This window comes from Enterobacter ludwigii (assembly GCF_001750725.1).
Lineage (GTDB): Bacteria > Pseudomonadota > Gammaproteobacteria > Enterobacterales > Enterobacteriaceae > Enterobacter > Enterobacter ludwigii.
Genome location: NZ_CP017279.1, coordinates 579,956 through 600,207, shown reverse-complemented (window position 1 = coordinate 600,207; position 20,252 = coordinate 579,956). Strand labels below are relative to the sequence as shown.

Here is a 20,252-nt window from a genome sequence, read left to right as displayed (position 1 = left end):
ACCGCATCTTTTTGTGACGCCTACTACACTTTATTTTCATCGGGATAGTCACCCTGGAAGGAACGTATGACCAAAAAAATGCAGCATTTCTCGCTTAAAGTGCTGACGATAAACATTCATAAAGGCTTCACAGCATTTAACCGCCGCTTCATTTTACCGGAGCTGCGCGACGCGGTTCGCACCGTCAGCGCGGACATTGTCTGCCTTCAGGAAGTCATGGGCGCGCACGAAGTGCATCCGCTTCACTTTGAAAACTGGCCGGACACCCCGCACTACGAATTCCTGGCCGACACCATGTGGAGTGATTACGCCTACGGGCGCAACGCGGTGTACCCGGAAGGGCATCACGGTAATGCGGTGCTGTCACGTTTTCCCATCGAACATTACGAAAACCGCGACGTCTCTGTGGGTGAAAGTGAAAAACGCGGGCTGCTTTACTGCCGTATCGCCCCGCCGGATCTGGCGTTCCCGGTGCACGTGGGCTGTGTTCATCTGGGCCTGCGCGAAGCCCATCGCCAGGCTCAGCTAAAAATGCTGGCCGAATGGACCAATGCCCTGCCCGAAGGTGAACCCGTGGTCGTGGCCGGTGATTTCAACGACTGGCGGCAGCGGGCTAACCATCCGTTGAAGGTTGATGCCGGACTTGAGGAGATTTTCACCCGTGCAAACGGCAGGCCTGCACGCACCTTTCCGGTACGGTTCCCGTTTTTGCGACTCGACAGAATCTACGTGAAAAACGCCCATGCCAGCAGCCCGACCGCACTGGCGTTACTTAACTGGCGACATCTTTCCGACCATGCGCCGCTCAGCGCGGAGATCCACTTATGAAATGTTCATGGCAGGAAGGCAACCGGATCACGCTGCTGGTCAACGGGGATGAATATTACCCCGCGGTGTTTGACGCGATTGACCACGCAAAGCAGAAAGTGATCCTTGAAACGTTTATCTGGTTCGAAGACGACGTCGGTAAGCAGTTGCACAGCGTGCTGCTGCGTGCTGCCCTGCGTGGCGTCAAAATCGAAGTGCTGCTGGATGGCTATGGCTCACCGGACCTCAGTGATGCGTTCGTCAATGAGCTCACCTCAGCAGGCGTCGTGTTCCGTTATTACGATCCTGGCCCTCGCCTTTTCGGCATGCGTACCAATCTTTTCCGCCGGATGCACCGCAAAATTGTGGTGGTGGATGAGACGGTAGCGTTTGTTGGCGGCATTAACTACTCCGCTGAACATATGTCCGATTACGGCCCGGAAGCCAAGCAGGATTACGCGATTCGCATTGAAGGACCGGTGGTGCAGGATATCCTGCTCTTTGAGCTGGAAAACCTGCCCGGTAAAGAAGCTGCCCGCCGCTGGTGGCAGCGCCGCCACCATCGTCCGGAAGAGAACCGTCACCCCGGTGAAGCGCAGGCGCTGTTTGTCTGGCGGGATAACGGTGAGCACCGGGACGACATTGAGCGGCATTACCTGAAGATGCTGGCGAATGCGAAGCGCGAAGTGATCATCGCCAACGCCTACTTTTTCCCGGGCTATCGCCTGCTGCATGCCATGCGCAATGCGGCCCGACGCGGCGTTCGCGTGAAGCTCATTGTTCAGGGCGAGCCGGACATGCAGATTGTCAAAATCGGTGCCCGGCTGCTGTACAACTATCTGGTGAAAGGTGGCGTACAAATTTACGAATATCGCCGTCGGCCGCTGCACGGCAAAGTTGCCCTGATGGACGATCACTGGGCCACCGTGGGCTCCAGCAATCTCGACCCGCTGAGTTTATCACTCAATCTTGAAGCTAACCTGATCATCCACGATCGCCATTTCAACCAGACTCTCAGGGATAACCTGCAGGCGTTGATCGTGAACGACTGCGTGCGCGTGGACGAATCCATGGTGCCCAAACGCACCTGGTGGAATCTGGGTATTAGCGTGGTGGTGTTCCACTTCCTGCGTCATTTCCCGGCGATGGTGGGCTGGCTGCCGGCGCACACGCCAAAACTTGCGCTGGTGGATCCGCCTGTCCAGCCCGAAATGGAAACCCAGGACCGCGTTGAAGCGGAAGATGGAGGGAAAACCTGATGTCGAAATCACATCCACGTTGGCGGCTGGCTAAAAAGATCCTCACCTGGCTGTTTTTCATCGCCGTCGCGGTTCTGCTGGTGGTTTACGCCCAGAAAGTTGACTGGGAAGAGGTGTGGAAAGTTATCCGCAACTACAACCGGCTGGTGCTGCTGGGCGCGGTGGGGCTGGTGATTGTAAGCTACCTCATATACGGCTGCTATGACCTGCTGGGCCGCGCCTACTGCGGCCATAAGCTTGCGAAGCGCCAGGTCATGCTGGTGTCGTTTATCTGTTACGCCTTTAACCTGACATTGAGTACCTGGGTGGGCGGGATCGGCATGCGCTATCGCCTTTACTCGCGCCTCGGCCTGCCGGGTGGGACCATTACGCGCATTTTTTCCCTCAGCATCACCACCAACTGGCTGGGTTACATTCTGCTCGGCGGAGTGATTTTCACCATCGGCGTGGTGCAATTGCCTGCGCACTGGTACATCGATGAAACCACGCTGCGGATTTTAGGCTTTGCATTACTGCTCATCATTGCGCTCTATCTTTGGGCCTGCGCCTTTGCCAAACGCCGACACATGACCATCAAGGGGCAAAAACTGGTGCTGCCTTCGTGGAAATTCGCGGTCCTGCAGATGGCCGTGTCCAGCGCCAACTGGATGGCGATGGGGGCGATTATCTGGATGCTCATTGGTGAAGATGTGAATTACTTCTTTGTGCTGGGCGTGCTGCTGGTCAGCAGCATTGCCGGCGTAATCGTGCATATTCCGGCGGGGATTGGGGTGCTGGAGGCGGTATTTATCGCCCTGCTCGCCGGAGAGCATGTTTCACAGGGTACGATTATTGCCGCCCTGCTGGCCTACCGTATGCTCTATTACTTCCTGCCGCTGGCGCTGGCAACGGTGTGTTATCTGGTGCTGGAGAGTCGGGCGAAGAAACTGCGGGCGAAGAATGAGAAAGCGTTAGCGAAGTGAGGTCTGGCGGGGGAACTTACCCGACCTGCGCAACGCAGGTCGGGTAAGGGAAATACCCTTAACGACGGTTGCCTAAAATACGCAGCAACATCAGGAACAGGTTGATGAAGTCCAGATACAGCGTCAGGGCGCCCAGAATCGCGTATTTGCGCAGGTTTGAGCTGTCGCGTACGTCAATCTGTTCGCCAATATTTTTCAGCTTCTGAGTGTCGTAGGCCGTCAAACCGACGAAGATCACAACCCCGATATAGGTCACCGCCCACATCAGCGCTTCACTCTTCAGCCACAGGTTCACCAGCGACGCCAGCACAATCCCAATCAGCCCCATAAACAGCATGCTGCCGAAACCGCTCAGGTCACGCTTCGTGGTGTAGCCGTAGAGGCTCATCGCACCAAACATCCCGCCAGCGACCACAAACGTGCTGGCGATGGAGGAATAGGTATACACGATGAAGATGCTGGAGAGCGTTAGCCCCGTCAGTGCCGAATAGAGCATAAACAGCGTGGTCGCCATTCCGGCGCTCAGCTTCTGCACCAGGCCGGAGAGAACAAAGACCAGCGCCAGTTGCGCGATGATCAGCCCAAAGAAGGTGATTTTGCTTGAGAAGATAAACATCATCAGCTCAGGCGTGTTGGCTGCATACCATGCGATAAAGGCGGTCAGCAGTAAACCGACCGTCATCCAGCCATAAACCTGAGCCATATACGTCTGCAGCCCGGTACGGGTCTGCTGTACTATTGAATCGGAACGCGGAAATCGGTCCATGATTCACTCCTGATTAAGTAGACACACACGTTAAGACTAACACATCCACGCGAACCGACTACCAACGACTGGCGGCTTCTTTGTCGCTGTCACGCGACTCAACCCACCTGTCGCCTTCCGGCGTCGCTTCACGTTTCCAGAATGGCGCTTTAGTTTTGAGGTAATCCATAATGAACTCCCCTGCTGCAAACGCGCTACTACGATGGGCACTGGTCACGCCGACAAAAACGATTTCCTCGCCAGGCCACATTTCACCAATACGGTGGATAACCGTCACTCGCCCGAGCGGCCAGCGGCCACGCGCCTGTTCAACGATCTCCGCGAGGGATTTCTCCGTCATGCCCGGATAGTGCTCCAGCGTCAGCGCCTTTACGCTGTCGCCGAGATTATGGTTACGCACTTTACCGGTGAAGGTGACAACCGCACCGTCTTCGTCACGCTCTGCCAGCCAGTCATATTCTGTACCAACGCTGAAACGATCATGACCTACCAGAATTCGGGTTTCAGCCATCTTAGCCCCCTGTCACCGGCGGGAAGAAGGCCACTTCATCCCCGGCCGTCAGCGGATGGGTCAGCTCCACCAGCGTCTGGTTAACCGCGGCCAGCAGCTTGCCTTCATCCAGCGCCAGCGCCCAGCGGTCGCTTTGCGCGGCAAGATGCGCACGCAGGTCGGCAACGGTGTCAAACGGGGCATCAAGCATCAGGCTGTCGGTGCCCACCAGCTCGCGGACCTGAGCAAAAAAGAGCACCTTAATCATGGCTGTCCACCTTAAAATCACCGGATTTACCACCGCTTTTCGCCAGCAAACGAACCGGGCCAATCACCATATCTTTCTGCACCGCTTTGCACATGTCATAGATAGTCAACGCGGCGACAGAGGCCGCCGTCAGGGCTTCCATCTCAACCCCGGTTTTCCCGGTTAAGCGGCAGAGCGACTCGATGCGCACGCGGTTGTGCTCCGGCTGCGCCTGCAGGTTAACTTCCACCTTGCTCAACATCAGCGGGTGGCAGAGCGGAATTAAGTCCCAGGTGCGTTTCGCAGCCTGGATCCCGGCGATGCGGGCGGTGGCAAAGACGTCGCCTTTGTGATGGCTGCCGTCAATAATCATCGCCAGGGTCTCTGGCAACATGGTCACGAAGGCTTCAGCACGCGCCTCACGCACCGTTTCGGCTTTGGCGGAGACATCCACCATATGTGCTTCGCCAGCGGCGTTAATGTGGGTCAGTTGCGACATAACTTATTTCTTTAAATGGGGATGGAAATTACACGGACGGGTACGGGCATCCAGCTGCGGCGCAATGATATTTTCCCACGCGGTGCGACACGCTTTTGTCGAGCCTGGCATGGCAAAAATCAACGTGCCGTTCGCCACACCGGCCACCGCACGCGACTGCAGCGTGGAGGTGCCAATCTCTTCAAACGAGAGCATGCGGAACACTTCACCAAAGCCTTCCACTTCCCGGTCAAACAGCGGGACGAGCGCCTCGGGAGCCTGGTCGCCTGTGGTAAAGCCGGTGCCACCGGTGATCAGCACCACCTGCACCTCATCGCTGGCAATCCACTGAGAGACCCGGGCACGAATGGCATAACGGTTCTCTTTCACGATCGCCTTATCAACAATACTGTGCCCGGCATCATGTGCCGCATCGCGCAGCCAGTGGCCGGAGGTGTCATCCTCTTCACCGCGGCGGTCGGAAACGGTAAGAATAGCAATGCGTGTCGGGATAAATTCCGCGCTAACCTGACTCATCTTCTGGTTCCTTCTTAAGCCTGATTACCCGCCAATGTAGGACAGGTTCTGAGTAATGCCGGTGTTGCCCTGATGCAGGAAGTGGGTCTGTTTTTTGTGCGTCAGAGCTTCAGAAATCCGCGCTTCAAGCGCGGCCTGTTGGGCGTCTTCCGCCAGCAGATCGCGAAGGTCGACACCGCCATCCCCGAACAGGCACAGATGCAGCTTACCAACGGAGGAGACGCGAAGACGGTTACAGCTGGCACAGAAGTCTTTCTCATACGGCATGATAAGCCCGATTTCCCCTTCGTAATCCGGGTGACAAAAGACCTGCGCCGGGCCGTCGCTGCGCTGACGGATCTGGTGGATCCAGCCGCGTTTCAGCAGCTCAGCACGCAACACCATCCCGGAGATGTGATGCCGACGGAACAGCTCACTGCCCTCGCCGGTTTCCATCAGCTCGATAAAACGCAACTGGATGGGGCGGGATTTGATCCACGCCAGGAAGGTATCAAGCTGGTGATGGTTGACGTCACGCATCAGCACCGTATTGACTTTGACCTTCTGGAACCCGGCACTGAACGCCGCGTCAATTCCATCCATCACCTGACGGAATTTATCCTGGCCGGTAATGGCATGAAACTGGCGGGCATCAAGGCTGTCCACGCTGACGTTGATGGCGGTTAAGCCCGCGTCGCGCCAGGCCGCAACGTCGCGAGCCATACGGTACCCGTTGGTGGTGACCGCAATCTGACGGATACGATCGTTCTCACGCACCGCAGCAATGATATCGGGGAAATCACGACGCAGAGAGGGTTCCCCTCCGGTCAGGCGGACCTTTTCCGTGCCGAGCTCAGAGAATGCGCGCGTGACGCGGCGCACTTCGTCCACGGAGAGAAAGCCGTTATTGGTGACGCTGCCCGGTTTGTAGCCATCGGGCAGGCAGTAGGTGCAACGGAAGTTGCACACATCGGTAATCGACAGACGTAAGTAAAAAAACTTACGCGCGAATGCATCAGTAAGTTGTGAAGCCATGTACACCTTTCCAGAGACGGGAGGCACAGTCATTTCTTTCTGTACCCTGGTGGCATATTCGCCACGGCCAGGACGCCATATCTTTCGACACAGGCGCCAGGGCTCGAGTGTATGTTTTCAAATTTGAAAACGTGGTTATGGCGATAGTAGCGCGGAAATCTCCCCTTCGCCATTATCACTTAACGCTATATAACAATATACATAACGACATAATCGTGTATTTTCGCTACAGAATACCTAAAAACAGCATATTCACATTGATATACGTCATTTTGCGCCGGGTGAGGCATCGTCTTTTAGGGGTAGTTAGGGTAGTGTTACGCAGATCGAACGTGATAAGGAATGTGTATGCGCAATCGCACTTTTGCGGATCTTGACCGTGTTGTCGCTCTTGGCGGAGGCCATGGTCTGGGGCGAGTGATGTCTTCTCTGTCTTCACTTGGCTCAAGGCTGACAGGGATAGTGACAACCACGGATAATGGCGGCTCCACCGGGCGTATTCGACGCGCGGAAGGGGGTATCGCCTGGGGCGATATGCGTAATTGTCTGAATCAGTTAATTACCGAGCCGAGCGTCGCTTCGGCGATGTTTGAGTACCGTTTTGGCGGTAACGGCGAACTTTCCGGGCATAACCTTGGAAATTTGATGCTTAAAGCGCTGGATCACCTGTCAGTGCGCCCGCTGGAAGCCATCAATTTGATCCGAAACCTGCTCAAGGTTGACGCGTTCCTGATCCCAATGTCCGAACAACCGGTCGATTTAATGGCGATCGATGCGGAAGGGCACGAGGTTTATGGCGAAGTGAACATCGACCAGCTTACCGTGCCGCCAAAAGAGCTGATGACCTACCCAAGCGTGCCCGCCACGCGTGAAGCCATTGAGGCCATCGGCGAAGCGGATTTGATTTTGATTGGGCCGGGCAGTTTTTACACCAGTCTGATGCCCATTTTACTGGTCAAAGAGCTGGCACAGGCCCTGCGCAGAACGCCCGCCCCCATGGTTTACATCGGCAATTTAGGCCGTGAGTTGAGCCCGGCGGCGGCGAGCCTGTCGCTGGCGGACAAACTGAATCTGATGGAGCAGTACGTCGGGAAGAAAATCATCGATGGCGTGGTGGTCGGCCCGAAAGTTGATGTATCAGGGATTGGCGATCGCGTGGTGGTTCAGGAGCCGCTGGAAGCGAGCGATATCAAATATCGCCACGACCGTCACCTGCTGCGTGAAGCGCTGGAGAAGGCGATTCAGGACCTGGGATAGAAATTATGCCTTCACCCGACCACTCTCCCACGGGAGAGAGCAACCACTAAAAAAATGACAGCCTGCGGCTGTCATTTTGCTTTTACTTAGGAGGCGGCGATAAACAGATCGCGCAACTGATGCAGCTGGTCGCGGATTTGCGCGGCCTCTTCGAATTCGAGGTTCTGCGCATGCTGCATCATCTGCCCTTCCAGTTCGTGGATTTTCTGCTGCAGCGCTTTTGGCGTCAGCTCGACGGTATCCGGCTCAACCACTGAACGCGCTTTTCCGCGCCCTTTCGCTTTGGTCTTCGCAATGTTCTGACCCAGCGCCAGAATATCCACCACTTTCTTGTTCAGGCCCTGCGGCGTAATGCCGTGCTCTTCGTTGTAACGCTGCTGTTTCTCACGACGACGCTCCGTTTCGCCAATTGCTTTCGCCATTGACGGGGTAATTTTGTCACCGTAAAGGATCGCTTTACCGTTAACGTTACGCGCGGCACGGCCAATGGTCTGGATCAGGGAGCGTTCAGAACGCAGGAAGCCCTCTTTGTCGGCATCCAGAATCGCCACCAGCGAGACTTCTGGCATATCCAGGCCTTCTCGCAGCAGGTTGATACCCACCAGCACGTCAAACTCGCCCAGACGCAGGTCGCGGATGATCTCCATACGCTCGACGGTATCGATATCCGAGTGCAGATAACGCACCCGCTCACCGTGCTCCTCAAGATACTCGGTGAGATCTTCCGCCATGCGCTTGGTCAACGTCGTTACCAGCACGCGCTCGTTGATGGCCGCGCGGATACGGATTTCTGACAGCAGATCGTCAACCTGAGTGGCGACCGGACGCACCTCGATAATCGGATCCAGCAGCCCGGTCGGACGCACCACCTGGTCAACCACCTCATCGCCCGATTTTTCGAGCTCGTAGTTGCCCGGCGTAGCCGAGACGTAGATGGTTTGCGGTGCCAGCGCCTCAAATTCTTCAAACTTCATGGGACGGTTATCCAGCGCCGATGGCAGACGGAAACCATACTCCACCAGCGTCTCTTTACGCGCCCGGTCACCGCGATACATCCCGCCAATTTGCGGGATAGTCACGTGAGATTCGTCGATCACCAGCAGACCGTCTGCCGGCAGGTAATCAAACAGCGTCGGCGGTGGCTCGCCCGGACCACGCCCGGAGAGGAAACGTGAGTAGTTTTCGATACCGGAGCAGTAGCCCAGCTCGTTCATCATCTCCAGGTCAAACTGGGTGCGCTGGCTCAGGCGTTGCTCTTCCAGCAGCTTATTATTCGCCAGAAGCACCTTACGGCGGTCTGCCAGCTCAACTTTGATCTCTTCCATCGCCTGCACGATACGCTCGCGTGGCGTCACGTAGTGCGTTTTCGGGTAGATGGTATAGCGCTGAACGACCGACTCGACGTGGCCGGTCAGCGGGTCAAACAGCGACAGGCGTTCAACCTCTTCGTCAAACAGCTCAACGCGCAGGGCGATATCGTCCGACTCTGCCGGGAAGATATCAATCACCTCGCCGCGCACGCGGAAGGTACCGCGCTGGAACGCCTGATCGTTACGGGTGTACTGCAGCTCTGTCAGACGGCGTAAAATAGCGCGCTGATCGATGATCATCCCCTGGGTCAGGTGCAGCATCATCTTCAGATAGAGATCCGGATCGCCCAGACCGTAGATAGCCGACACTGACGCCACCACCACCACATCGCGACGCTCAAGGAGCGCCTTCGTCGCCGACAGACGCATCTGCTCAATGTGTTCGTTCACCGAGGCATCTTTCTCAATGAAGGTGTCAGAGCTCGGGACATACGCTTCAGGCTGGTAGTAATCGTAGTAGGAGACAAAATATTCCACGGCGTTATCCGGGAAGAACTCTTTCATCTCGCCGTAAAGCTGAGCGGCCAGGGTTTTGTTTGGGGCCAGCACCATCGTGGGGCGCTGCAGATCGGCGATAACGTTAGCAATGGTAAACGTTTTGCCCGAACCGGTTACCCCCAGCAGCGTCTGGTGCGCCAGCCCATCTTCCAGCCCCTCTTCGAGACGTCGGATCGCCTCAGGCTGATCGCCGGAAGGACGGAATGCAGAATTCAATTTGAACGGTTTACTCATGGGCGACAACCTGATGACGTTATAAGCGGCAGGTGAGTAATTTTACTCGTTGCTGCCAGGAATGCCAGTAAAAAACACTGGATGAAAAACCAGTAGCATGTCAGGATATTTAGAGTACCGGCAGGGTGATTAGCGCGATAGTGGTCAAAATTTGGACCGTGACAACATAAAACACCAGTCAGGACGGGTTATCCCCAGAACTTTTTCTTTTTTAACATTTGTCAAGCCAGGTAATGATAGTTTTATGGCAACAGGTGACACTTTCATTACGGCAATTGCTTTTATCTAACCAATTAAATATTAAGCGATATTTTCTAAAGCCGCGTTTCGCGCCAATTTGGTCGTAACCCGCGTCTTCTCTCGCTTATCGCGTGTTTTCTAACTCTAATGCACATGGTTATCCACAGGAATAGTGGATAACTGCTTCCAGCCCGTGCAGACCGCCGCTCAGCAAATTCCCGACTTTTCCCACGAAACGGCAGCAAAAATTTTTTATAGCTATTTTTTGCTGATAAACAGTTGTGTCATTCATAACCAACCGATGCGATCTTGCTCACATTTCCACCATTTTAACCCTGCACCACAACTCATCACGTCCGGCACCGCGGATGTGCAAAGGGGGTAATCACACACCGCTTATCCAGGACAAATTCCTAAAAAAGCCTCTTTTTTAATCAATTTAGGGTTTCTGGCAGGAGTTTTGCACATCCCACAATGAGCCTCATCCACACAGATTTTTAAGGAGAGAAAGATGTTGAGTCTGCGTGCAGTTAACCAGTTTTACGGAAGCCAACATACGCTATGGAACGTGGATTTAGATTTTCCCAAAGGCATGTGTACAGGCGTTGTTGGCCTGCCGGGGATGGGCAAAACGACCCTGATGAATTGCATCGCCGGGAAAGTGCCTGTCGACAGCGGCACCATCATCTGGCACGAAGCCGGTGCACCGCCGCGAGATTTGCTTAGCCAGACGCCAGAACCTTTCGCTGGCCCGGGAATAGGCTATGTCCCGCAGGACAGGCGGATTTTCTCCCAGTTAACCATTGATGAAAATCTGCATATCGCCATGCGCGCGACAGGGAAACCAGACCCTGAAGCGAAAAGTGACGTTTACGACCTCTTTCCGGAACTCTATGCGCTGCGACAAACCCGGGCCAACACGCTTTCGCCAGACGACCAGTATCAGCTGGCGCTGGCCAATGCGCTGGTCATCCGTCCGCGGATGCTGATTCTGGATGAACCGATGCATGGCGCGGGCCACAGCTTCGCCCAGAAGCTGAGCCAGCTGCTGGTGCGGTTAAACCGGGAACTGGGAATGACGGTGTTGTTAGCTGAGCAGCAGCTGTCGTTTATCCGCCGGGTCGCGGAGCGCTTTTGCATGCTGTATCGCGGGCGTAACGTGGCCCAGGGCCACGTTAACGAGCTGGACGACGAGCTTATCGCACACTGGATGTCGCTGGAGGCAAGACGCTGAGATCGAGGTAATGCCCGGTTTCAGCGCACCCGGCAGTGTCAGCCAGCCACGGGATCTCCCCAAGAAACGGCGCAGGAATCACCCGCTTCAGCGTTGCCAGATACTCCTGATGTCGCCTGCCCGGCGCAACCACGTCGTTGGCTATCCAGCCGGCCAGGCGCAGCCCGGCCTGCTGAACGGCCTGGGCAGTCAGCATCGCATGGTTGATACAGCCGAGTTTGACCCCTACCACCAGAATTACCGACAGCTGCTCGATTTGCACCCAGTCAGCAAAGGTCTGGTCCGCCGAAAGTGGCGTAAACCAGCCACCGGCGCCCTCCACCAGTACCCAGTCAGCCTGGCGTTCAAGGGCGCGTAACCCGGCAGAAAGCACGGCAAAATCAATCGGGCGACCTTCATCGGCGCTGATAATATGCGGTGAGGTGGGCTCGGCAAAGGTGTACGGATTCACCGCTGAATAGGCAAGTTCAAGCGTGCTGTTGCGCTGGAGCGCCAGCGCGTCGGTATTGCGTAACCCGTGCGCCGTCATCTCGCTGCCGGAGGCGACAGGTTTATATCCGGCGGTGGTTTTTCCCTGCATGCGCGCCGCCTGCAGCAGCGCTGAGCTGGCAACCGTCTTGCCCACTTCGGTATCTGTTCCGGTGACAAAATAACGTTCAGTCACGTTCAATAATCCCATGAAAAAGTTGATATGAGAGCGGGAACTGCCCCCGCTGCTGCGGCCACGCCAGCTCCAGACGCTGCAACTGGCCGCGGGTAAGAGGTTTCTTTTCACGCCCCGCATGCAGATGGGTCGCGCCAATGCCCTTCAGGGAGCGCATGGCGCTGAAGGCATCGTCGAAATTCAGCGTAATGGTCTGCTCAGCACAGCGATAGCGCCATCCCGCCAGCGCGTGGATGACCTGCTCGTGCGGCAAAAAACGGTTAGCGTGAGGTTGTTCATCCACCGCTTTCCACGCCTGATTGAGCTCCGGTAAAGAGCTTTCCAGCAGCGTGGTGAAGGCCACGCATCCACCCGGGCGCGCCACGCGATAAAGCTCGTTTAATGCCTGCGGGAGACTACTGCACCACTGTACCGCCAGATGGCTCCAGACCAGATCAAACCGCGCATCCGGCAGCGGAATGGACTCAATATCGGCAACCAGATAGTGGTGCGCGGCCTGCTGCTGACGGGCCTCCTCGAGCATATCGGGCGACAGGTCGATAGCCGTCACCTCGCTGCCGGCCGCACGCCAGTGTCGGCTATTGGCACCCGGCCCACACCCGGCGTCCAGCACCTGAGGGAACCGGGTCTCGTTGAGTAAAGCAAGCAGCCCCTGCGCACTCTGACGCTGGAGTTCATCGTGCTGCGAATAGCTGCGCGCGGCCCGGCCAAATGCCGCCGCGATCGCCTGTTTATTCACGGGTGTCATGCAGCGCCTCCAGAAGTGCCTCGATATCCTCTGCTTCGTGCGCCGCCGTGAGCGTCAGACGCAGCCGGGCAGTGCCTGGCGGTACGGTTGGTGGACGAATAGCCGTCACCCATATCCCCCGCTCGCGAAGCGTCTGCGCCAGCGTGAGAGCCAGACCGTTTTCCCCCACCATCACCGGCTGGATTGCGCTCTGCGAATCGGTGCTCTGGAACGGGAGATGGCGTAACCCCTGGCGAAAACGCCGAATATGTTCCGCCAGACGCGCCCGTCGTTCCGCGCCTTCAGCGCTGCGGATCACCGCCAGTGATGCAGACAGCGCCACGGCCTGTGCGGGCGGCATACTGGTGCTGTAAATGAGATGACGGGCGAACTGCAGCAGATAGTCGGCGACAGACTCGCTGCACAACATGGCCGCCCCGCTCACGCCAAAACCTTTCCCGAAAGTCACCACCAGCAGTTCCGGCTTCACGTTTTGCTGATGGATGCTACCGCGCCCTTCCTCACCCATCACGCCAATACCATGCGCATCATCAACCAGCAGCCAGGCGTTTTGTCGCTGCGCCGTCTCATGCAGCGGACGCAGCGGTGCACTGTCGCCGTCCATGCTGAACACCCCTTCTGTGACCACCAGCTGCTGTCCGGTGCAGGGCTTATCGAGCAGGCCAGCAAGCTGAGCCGCATCGTTATGGGCAAAGCGGCGGAGCTGCGCAGGGCTTAAACTTGCCGCTTCCAGCAGCGAGGCGTGACTTAAGCGGTCGGCAACAATGCGGTCGTCCTTGCCCATTAGCGCGGTGATGACCGCCTGGTTGGCGGCAAAACCTGAAATGAACAGCAACGCACGCGGATACCCCAGCCAGTCGGCAAGGGCCTCCTCCAGCGCCTGATGCGCCGTGGTGTAGCCGCTGACATGCCCCGAGCCGCCGCTGCCGACGCCAAACCGCTCCGCCCCCTGCTGCCAGGCGCGGACGATTGCCGGGTGCTGGCTCAGCCCGAGATAATCATTGCTGGAAAAATTGCAAAACTGCCGGCCCTCGCGGGTGAGAAAACGGCCTGCGCCGTTTTCTACTACGTTGCGAACGCGAAAGGCATCTGCCGCCCGCCGTTCTTCGAGCGCAGAATGGATACGTGCCTGCCAGGTCATACGGTTGCCGCGTTGTAGAACTGGTCAGTATCGGCGTTGAAAATCTGCTGCTCCAGCTGCTGCTGTTGCTCGTTATCCCCCGTCAGGACGTCGGTCTGATGCGGGTTCAGCCCCAGCTTGCGGAACAACTGGACGTCTTTGTCCTCTTCCGGGTTCGGGGTGGTCAGCAGTTTGCAGCCGTAGAAGATGGAGTTGGCCCCGGCCATAAAGCACATCGCCTGCGTCTGTTCGCTCATCTGTTCACGACCCGCCGAGAGGCGCACGTAGGAGGTTGGCATCATGATTCGCGCCACCGCAATGGTGCGGATAAAATCAAATGCATCCACGTCTTCGTTATCCGCCAGTGGCGTACCTTTAACTTTCACCAGCATGTTGATCGGCACGCTTTCCGGCGGCGTGGGCAGGTTCGCCAGCTGCAGCAGAAGACCCGCACGGTCTTTCACCGTTTCGCCCAGCCCCACAATCCCGCCTGAACAGACTTTGATGCCGGCGTCACGCACTTTATCCAGCGTATCGAGACGCTCCTGATAGGTCCGCGTGGTGATGATATTGCCGTAAAATTCAGGGGAGGTGTCGAGGTTGTGGTTGTAGTAATCCAGCCCTGCTGCGGAAAGGCGTTGCGCCTGCTCTTCGTTCAGCGTGCCAAGGGTCATGCAGGCTTCCAGCCCCATCTCTTTCACCCCTTTCACCATCTGCTCCAGATACGGCATGTCGCGATCGTGCGGGTTTTTCCATGCCGCGCCCATACAGAATCGGGTTGAGCCTGCATTTTTCGCCTTACGGGCGGAGTCGAGCACCTGCTCCACTTCCATCAGACGTTCAGATTCAAGCCCGGTTTTATAGCGCGCACTCTGCGGGCAGTATTTGCAATCTTCTGGGCATGCGCCGGTCTTGATCGACAGCAGCGTACTGACCTGCACATGGCGTGGATCGAAGTGCTGACGATGCACCTGTTGGGCTTCAAACATCAGCTCAAGGAAAGGTTTATTGAATAATTCAGTAACTTGCGACATCGTCCAGCGTGCGTGGTGAGCCATGGGGCTTCTCCAAAGGGTTTTGTTAATTTTCAGATCGGTTTATACTCGTAAACCTAAAACTTTTCAAAATGGTTTACAAGTCGATTATGACCCAGGACGATCTCGCCTTCGACAAGCAGCATATCTGGCACCCTTACACTTCCACTACCCGCCCCCTACCCGTTTACCCGGTCGCCTCGGCTCACGGGTGCGAACTGACCCTGAGCAGCGGTGAGTCGCTTGTGGACGGCATGTCATCCTGGTGGGCGGCTATTCACGGGTATAACCACCCGCGTCTGAATGCGGCGATGAAAGCGCAGATTGACCAGATGTCACACGTGATGTTTGGCGGTATCACCCATCAGCCTGCGGTTGACCTGTGCCGGCGTCTGGTCGCGATGACCCCGGCCCCGCTGGAGTGCGTTTTCCTTGCAGATTCCGGTTCTGTTGCCGTGGAAGTGGCGATGAAAATGGCGCTGCAGTACTGGCACGCCAGAGGTGAGGCCCGCCAGCGGTTCCTCACCTTCCGCAACGGCTATCACGGCGACACGTTCGGCGCGATGTCGGTGTGCGATCCGGATAACTCCATGCACAGCCTGTGGAAGGGCTATCTGCCAGAGAACCTCTTTGCCCCGGCACCGCAAAGCCGTTTTGACGGGGAGTGGGATGAAATGGACATGGTCGGTTTTGCGCGGCTGATGGCTGCCCACCGCCATGAGATTGCCGCCGTTATTCTTGAGCCGGTTGTGCAGGGTGCAGGCGGGATGCGGATGTACCACCCGGCATGGCTGACGCGCATTCGTAAGATGTGCGATCGCGAGGGCATTCTGCTGATTGCCGATGAGATCGCCACCGGCTTTGGCCGCACCGGCAAGCTGTTCGCCTGCGAGCATGCGGGGATCGCACCGGATATTCTGTGTCTGGGTAAAGCGCTGACCGGCGGCACCATGACGCTGTCCGCCACGCTGACAACGCGCCACGTTGCCGACACCATCAGCGACGGTGACGCAGGCTGCTTTATGCACGGCCCGACGTTTATGGGCAACCCGCTGGCCTGCGCGGTGGCGAGCGAAAGCCTGGCCATTCTCGAGAGCGGCGAGTGGCAAACGCAGGTCGCAACGATTGAAGCGCAGCTTCGCCAGGAGCTGAGCGCAGCGTCAGCGGCTGAATTCGTGGCGGATGTGCGCGTGCTGGGTGCCATCGGCGTGATTGAGACCACCCATCCGGTTAACATGGCGGCGCTGCAGCGTTTCTTCGTGGAACGGGGGGTGTGGGTGCGTCCTTTCGGCAAACTTATCTATCTGATGCCGCCTTATGTTATCTCGCCGGCTCAGCTACGTCAGTTAACGGCTGCGGTAGTTGACGCTGTTAACATTCCCGCACATTTTGCGATTTAACCCTGAGCGTTAACGTCGGTACTCTGTTTATGCATTACACTTTTTGCATAATCGGGTACCGAGGTAAATCGTATGAAAATCATCAGTAAAGATCTGCGCGACGGGGAAAAACTGCCTGAACGCCACGTTTTTAACGGCATGGGTTATCAGGGGGATAATATCTCTCCGCATCTGGCGTGGGACGATGTTCCGGCGGGAACCAAAAGCTTTGTTGTCACCTGCTATGACCCGGATGCTCCTACAGGCTCAGGGTGGTGGCACTGGATAGTGGCGAACCTGCCTGCGGATACGCGCGTTCTGCCGCAAGGTTCCGGCTCTGACCTGGTGGCGCTGCCTGAAGGCGCTATCCAGACCCGAACCGATTTTGGCAAAGCGGGTTACGGTGGCGCCGCGCCGCCAAAAGGGGAAACGCACCGCTATATCTTCACGGTTCACGCGCTGGATGTGGACAAGATTGAGGTGGATGAGGGCGCGAGTGGCGCAATGGTCGGCTTTAACGTCCATTTTCATTCGCTGGGCAGCGCATCGATCACGGCAATGTATTCGTAAAAAAACCGGTGGCCTGAACGTGTCCGGGCCACCGGGCAAATCTTAGAGCACCGAAGGCAGTAAGCCCGCCAGGCTTCCCTTCTCCAGCAGCGCGATCGCTTTATCAATATCCGGCGCAAAGAAACGGTCATCATCGTAATGCGCGACCTGTTGACGCAGCAGATGACGCGCCTGTTCCAGCAGCGGGCTGGACTTCAGACCTTCACGCAGATCAACGCCCTGACATGCGGCCAGCCATTCCACCGCCAGCACGCCACGGGTGTTGGCGGCCATCTCCCACAGACGACGTCCAGCGGCCGGGGCCATAGAAACATGATCTTCCTGGTTCGCTGACGTTGGCAGACTGTCCACGCTGTGCGGATGCGACAGGGCCTTGTTCTCGCTCGCCAGCGCCGCGGCCGTCACCTGGGCAATCATAAAACCGGAGTTAACCCCGCCGTTGCGGACCAGGAACGGTGGCAGCTGGGACATATGTTTATCCATCATCAGCGCGATGCGACGTTCGGATAAGGCCCCCACCTCCGCAATCGCCAGCGCGATATTATCCGCCACCATCGCCACAGGCTCGGCGTGGAAATTCCCCCCGGAGACCACTTCGTTTTCCTGAGCGAACACCAGCGGGTTATCAGACACCGCATTCGCCTCCACCAGCAGCACTTCTGCCGCGTGGCGCAGCTGCGTCAGACAGGCTCCCATCACCTGGGGCTGACAGCGAAGCGAATACGGATCCTGTACCTTGTCACAGTTATGGTGAGAGTCTGCAATATCGCTGGTCTCGGTCAGCAGGTGACGGTACATCGCCGCGGCGTCAATCTGCCCGCGCTGGCCGCGTACCTCGTGGATACGGGCGTCAAACGGACGACGTGAGCCAAGCACCGCCTCGGTGGTCAGCGCACCGCACACGACCGCGGAGGCGAAAAGATCTTCGGCTTCAAACAGACCACGCAACGCAAACGCCGTCGAGGCCTGGGTCCCGTTAAGCAGCGCCAGCCCTTCTTTCGCCGCCAGCGTTATCGGGGTTAACCCTGCTTTTTTCAGCGCCTCTTTCGCCGGGAGCCACTCCCCCTTCCAGCGAGCCTGACCTTCACCGAGCAGCAGCAGCGACATATGGGCCAGCGGCGCAAGATCGCCGGATGCACCGACGGAACCTTTTGCCGGGATCCACGGATAGACTTCCGCATTCACCAGCGCCATCAGCGCCTCGATCACGCTGAGGCGAATTCCGGAGAACCCACGTGCCAGACTGTTGATTTTGAGCACCATCATCAGGCGGACAATGTCATCATCCAGCGGTTGACCAACACCCGCCGCATGCGAAAGCACCAGCGAGCGCTGTAAATTTTCCAGATCGTGCGTGGCGATACGCGTCTGCGCCAGCAGACCAAATCCGGTGTTGATGCCGTAGGCGGTACGTCCTTCGGCAATAATGGCTTCAACGCAGGCAACGCTGTCGTTAATCGCGGCGTGGGCGCTTTCATCAAGTGAGAGCGTAACCGGTTGACGCCAGATGTTACGCAGCTGTTTGAGCGTCAGTGAGCCGGGAGTGAGGGTTAAGGCGTTCATTAATGCTTTCCTTGTGTGGCAGGGATCATCGGCAGGTTCAGGCCCTGCTCTTTGGCACATTCAATCGCAATCTCGTAACCGGCATCCGCGTGGCGCATTACGCCGGTTGCCGGGTCGTTATGCAGCACGCGAGCGATACGCGCTGCCGCTTCATCCGTACCATCACACACGATGACCATTCCCGAGTGCTGGGAGAAGCCCATTCCTACGCCACCACCGTGATGCAGCGACACCCAGGTCGCCCCGCTGGCGGTATTCAGTAAGGCATTCAGCAGTGGCCAGTCGGAGACGGCATCGGAGCCGTCGCGCATGGCTTCGGTTTCACGGTTCGGGCTGGCAACAGAGCCCGAGTCGAGATGGTCGCGTCCGATAACAATCGGCGCGGAGACTTCACCGCTGCGCACCATTTCGTTAAAGGCCAGACCCAGTTTTTGTCGCCACTCCAGCCCGACCCAGCAGATCCGCGCCGGCAAGCCCTGGAAGTTAATGCGCTCGCGAGCCATATCCAGCCAGTGGTGCAGATGTTCGTCGTCGGCGACGATCTCCTTCACTTTGGCGTCGGTTTTGTAGATATCTTCCGGGTCGCCGGACAGGGCCACCCAGCGGAACGGACCAATACCGCGACAGAACAGCGGACGAATATAGGCAGGCACAAACCCCGGGAAGTCGAAGGCGTTACTCACGCCCATCTCTTTCGCCATCTGGCGAATATTGTTGCCGTAATCAAATGTCGGAATGCCCATCTGGCTAAAGGCCAGCATGGCGTTCACGTGCTCCGCCATGGAACGTTTAGCGGCGAGCACCGTGCCTTCCGGGTCACTTTCGGCTTTTTGCTGGTACGCTTCCCACGTCCAGCCCGATGGCAGATAGCCGTGAAGGGGGTCGTGTGCGCTGGTCTGGTCGGTGACGAGATCCGGGCGAACGCCACGGGCCACCAGTTCAGGGAGAATGTCAGCCGCGTTGCCGCAGAGCGCAATCGACATCGCTTTGCCTTCTGATGTGTATTTTTTGATGCGTGCCAGCGCGTCATCCAGGTTTTCAGCCTGTTCATCGACGTAACGGGTACGCAGTCGGAAATCAATGCGGCTCTGCTGACATTCGATGTTCAGGGAGCAGGCACCGGCAAGGGTCGCGGCCAGCGGCTGCGCCCCCCCATTCCCCCCAGACCGGCGGTCAGTACCCAGCGACCTTTCAGCGAACCGTTATAGTGCTGACGACCGGCTTCCACGAAGGTTTCGTAGGTGCCCTGCACAATCCCCTGACTGCCGATGTAGATCCAGCTTCCCGCCGTCATCTGGCCATACATCGCCAGCCCTTTGGCGTCCAGCTCGTTAAAGTGTTCCCAGGTCGCCCAGTGCGGGACAAGGTTAGAGTTGGCGATCAGCACGCGCGGTGCATTCTTGTGGGTTTTGAACACGCCGACCGGTTTGCCGGATTGCACCAGCAGGGTTTCGTCATGTTCCAGATGAGTCAGGGATTCAACAATCGCGTCATAGCACTCCCAGTTGCGCGCGGCGCGGCCTATGCCGCCATACACCACCAGCTCGTGGGGGTTCTCCGCGACCTCAGGATCGAGGTTATTCATCAACATGCGCAGCGGGGCTTCGGTGAGCCAGCTTTTGGCGGTAAGTGTGGTGCCGCGCGCGGCGCGGACATCCTGCTGGCGGTATTTACCTGACGACATTGTGTGCTCCTCATACGGGACAGATGATGTATTCAGATATACTTGTATAGACAAGCACACACAAGGTCGGATTTAACAAAAAAGATACAATTTTGTT

Annotated in this window: 19 protein-coding genes, 1 pseudogene and 1 riboswitch; of the genes and pseudogenes, 7 read left to right on the top strand and 13 right to left on the bottom strand. The window is 57.3% G+C overall.

Going from position 1 to position 20,252, the window contains the following annotated elements; translation table 11 throughout:
• Window positions 1–66: 66 nt before the first annotated feature.
• Genes BH714_RS02815 through BH714_RS02805 form a run of 3 tightly spaced genes read left to right on the top strand, consistent with a single transcriptional unit; the run spans window position 67 to window position 3,028 of the window.
• The gene (locus BH714_RS02815; RefSeq protein ID WP_014169229.1) at window positions 67–828 is read left to right on the top strand and encodes an endonuclease/exonuclease/phosphatase family protein; all 762 of its coding nucleotides are present in this window, start codon (window positions 67–69) and stop codon (window positions 826–828) included.
• The gene (gene clsB, locus BH714_RS02810; RefSeq protein WP_040016974.1) at window positions 825–2,066 is read left to right on the top strand and encodes a cardiolipin synthase ClsB; all 1,242 of its coding nucleotides are present in this window, start codon (window positions 825–827) and stop codon (window positions 2,064–2,066) included. Before BH714_RS02815 ends, clsB begins: the two co-directional genes overlap by 4 nt.
• The gene (locus BH714_RS02805) at window positions 2,066–3,028 is read left to right on the top strand and encodes a lysylphosphatidylglycerol synthase domain-containing protein (RefSeq protein WP_020884928.1); all 963 of its coding nucleotides are present in this window, start codon (window positions 2,066–2,068) and stop codon (window positions 3,026–3,028) included. The genes clsB and BH714_RS02805 overlap by 1 nt, the downstream gene beginning before the upstream one ends.
• Before the next feature lie 58 nt (window positions 3,029–3,086).
• Here BH714_RS02805 and BH714_RS02800 read toward each other — a convergent pair whose 3' ends face one another.
• The 6 genes from BH714_RS02800 to moaA all read right to left on the bottom strand — a co-directional run bounded on the left by BH714_RS02800 (window position 3,087) and on the right by moaA (window position 6,560).
• Complete coding sequence (locus BH714_RS02800; RefSeq protein ID WP_014169226.1) at window positions 3,087–3,794, bottom strand: Bax inhibitor-1/YccA family protein; 708 nt, start codon at window positions 3,792–3,794, stop codon at window positions 3,087–3,089.
• A 58-nt stretch (window positions 3,795–3,852) separates the two neighbouring features.
• On the bottom strand, window positions 3,853–4,305 hold the full coding sequence (gene moaE / locus BH714_RS02795; RefSeq protein ID WP_014169225.1) for a molybdopterin synthase catalytic subunit MoaE: 453 nt from the start codon (window positions 4,303–4,305) through the stop codon (window positions 3,853–3,855).
• 1 nt (window position 4,306) lies between these two features.
• Window positions 4,307–4,552, bottom strand: coding sequence for a molybdopterin synthase sulfur carrier subunit (moaD, locus tag BH714_RS02790; RefSeq protein ID WP_040016973.1), 246 nt, complete (start codon window positions 4,550–4,552; stop codon window positions 4,307–4,309).
• Window positions 4,545–5,030, bottom strand: a complete 486-nt coding sequence (gene moaC / locus BH714_RS02785; protein ID WP_008501142.1) for a cyclic pyranopterin monophosphate synthase MoaC — start codon at window positions 5,028–5,030, stop codon at window positions 4,545–4,547. The genes moaD and moaC overlap by 8 nt, the downstream gene beginning before the upstream one ends.
• A 3-nt stretch (window positions 5,031–5,033) precedes the next feature.
• Window positions 5,034–5,546 carry a molybdenum cofactor biosynthesis protein B gene (gene moaB / locus BH714_RS02780; RefSeq protein ID WP_020884931.1) on the bottom strand — a complete coding sequence of 171 codons (513 nt, stop codon included), beginning with the start codon at window positions 5,544–5,546 and terminating at the stop codon, window positions 5,034–5,036.
• A 24-nt stretch (window positions 5,547–5,570) separates the two neighbouring features.
• Window positions 5,571–6,560 carry a GTP 3',8-cyclase MoaA gene (moaA, locus tag BH714_RS02775; protein ID WP_052445440.1) on the bottom strand — a complete coding sequence of 330 codons (990 nt, stop codon included), beginning with the start codon at window positions 6,558–6,560 and terminating at the stop codon, window positions 5,571–5,573.
• Window positions 6,548–6,682, bottom strand: a riboswitch (molybdenum cofactor riboswitch). Its footprint overlaps the gene before it by 13 nt.
• A gap of 226 nt (window positions 6,683–6,908) precedes the next feature.
• Between moaA and yvcK the strand changes: the two genes are divergently transcribed.
• Window positions 6,909–7,817: a uridine diphosphate-N-acetylglucosamine-binding protein YvcK gene (yvcK, locus tag BH714_RS02770; RefSeq protein ID WP_020884933.1), complete on the top strand. Its 909-nt coding sequence runs from the start codon at window positions 6,909–6,911 to the stop codon at window positions 7,815–7,817.
• An 86-nt stretch (window positions 7,818–7,903) separates the two neighbouring features.
• Here the strand turns inward: yvcK and uvrB are convergent, their stop codons facing one another.
• Entirely contained in the window at window positions 7,904–9,919 is a 2,016-nt protein-coding gene (gene uvrB / locus BH714_RS02765; protein WP_020884934.1) for an excinuclease ABC subunit UvrB, read from the bottom strand.
• 751 nt (window positions 9,920–10,670) lie between these two features.
• Here uvrB and BH714_RS02760 point away from each other — a divergent pair.
• Window positions 10,671–11,393: an ABC transporter ATP-binding protein gene (locus tag BH714_RS02760; RefSeq protein WP_014169219.1), complete on the top strand. Its 723-nt coding sequence runs from the start codon at window positions 10,671–10,673 to the stop codon at window positions 11,391–11,393.
• On the opposite strand, the gene bioD is transcribed toward BH714_RS02760, so the two are convergent.
• Genes bioD through bioB form a run of 4 tightly spaced genes read right to left on the bottom strand, consistent with a single transcriptional unit; the run spans window position 11,356 to window position 14,983 of the window.
• The gene (gene bioD, locus BH714_RS02755) at window positions 11,356–12,057 is read right to left on the bottom strand and encodes a dethiobiotin synthase (protein ID WP_040016971.1); all 702 of its coding nucleotides are present in this window, start codon (window positions 12,055–12,057) and stop codon (window positions 11,356–11,358) included. The genes BH714_RS02760 and bioD overlap by 38 nt on opposite strands.
• The gene (gene bioC, locus BH714_RS02750) at window positions 12,050–12,805 is read right to left on the bottom strand and encodes a malonyl-ACP O-methyltransferase BioC (protein WP_032677719.1); all 756 of its coding nucleotides are present in this window, start codon (window positions 12,803–12,805) and stop codon (window positions 12,050–12,052) included. Before bioC ends, bioD begins: the two co-directional genes overlap by 8 nt.
• Window positions 12,789–13,946 (bottom strand): 8-amino-7-oxononanoate synthase, encoded by a 1,158-nt coding sequence (gene bioF / locus BH714_RS02745; RefSeq protein WP_040016969.1) that lies wholly within the window; start codon window positions 13,944–13,946, stop codon window positions 12,789–12,791. The genes bioC and bioF overlap by 17 nt, the downstream gene beginning before the upstream one ends.
• The gene (bioB, locus tag BH714_RS02740; RefSeq protein WP_014169215.1) at window positions 13,943–14,983 is read right to left on the bottom strand and encodes a biotin synthase BioB; all 1,041 of its coding nucleotides are present in this window, start codon (window positions 14,981–14,983) and stop codon (window positions 13,943–13,945) included. Before bioB ends, bioF begins: the two co-directional genes overlap by 4 nt.
• Before the next feature lie 86 nt (window positions 14,984–15,069).
• Here bioB and bioA point away from each other — a divergent pair, with 86 nt between their 5' ends.
• Window positions 15,070–16,359: an adenosylmethionine--8-amino-7-oxononanoate transaminase gene (gene bioA / locus BH714_RS02735; protein ID WP_040016968.1), complete on the top strand. Its 1,290-nt coding sequence runs from the start codon at window positions 15,070–15,072 to the stop codon at window positions 16,357–16,359.
• A gap of 72 nt (window positions 16,360–16,431) precedes the next feature.
• On the top strand, window positions 16,432–16,908 hold the full coding sequence (locus BH714_RS02730) for a kinase inhibitor (protein WP_014169213.1): 477 nt from the start codon (window positions 16,432–16,434) through the stop codon (window positions 16,906–16,908).
• A gap of 42 nt (window positions 16,909–16,950) precedes the next feature.
• On the opposite strand, the gene hutH is transcribed toward BH714_RS02730, so the two are convergent.
• Both hutH and hutU read right to left on the bottom strand, forming a co-directional pair.
• Complete coding sequence (gene hutH, locus BH714_RS02725; RefSeq protein ID WP_040016967.1) at window positions 16,951–18,471, bottom strand: histidine ammonia-lyase; 1,521 nt, start codon at window positions 18,469–18,471, stop codon at window positions 16,951–16,953.
• Window positions 18,471–20,155 (bottom strand): annotated as a pseudogene (gene hutU / locus BH714_RS02720) (urocanate hydratase). The gene hutH and the pseudogene hutU overlap by 1 nt, the downstream one beginning before the upstream one ends.
• Window positions 20,156–20,252 lie beyond the last annotated feature (97 nt).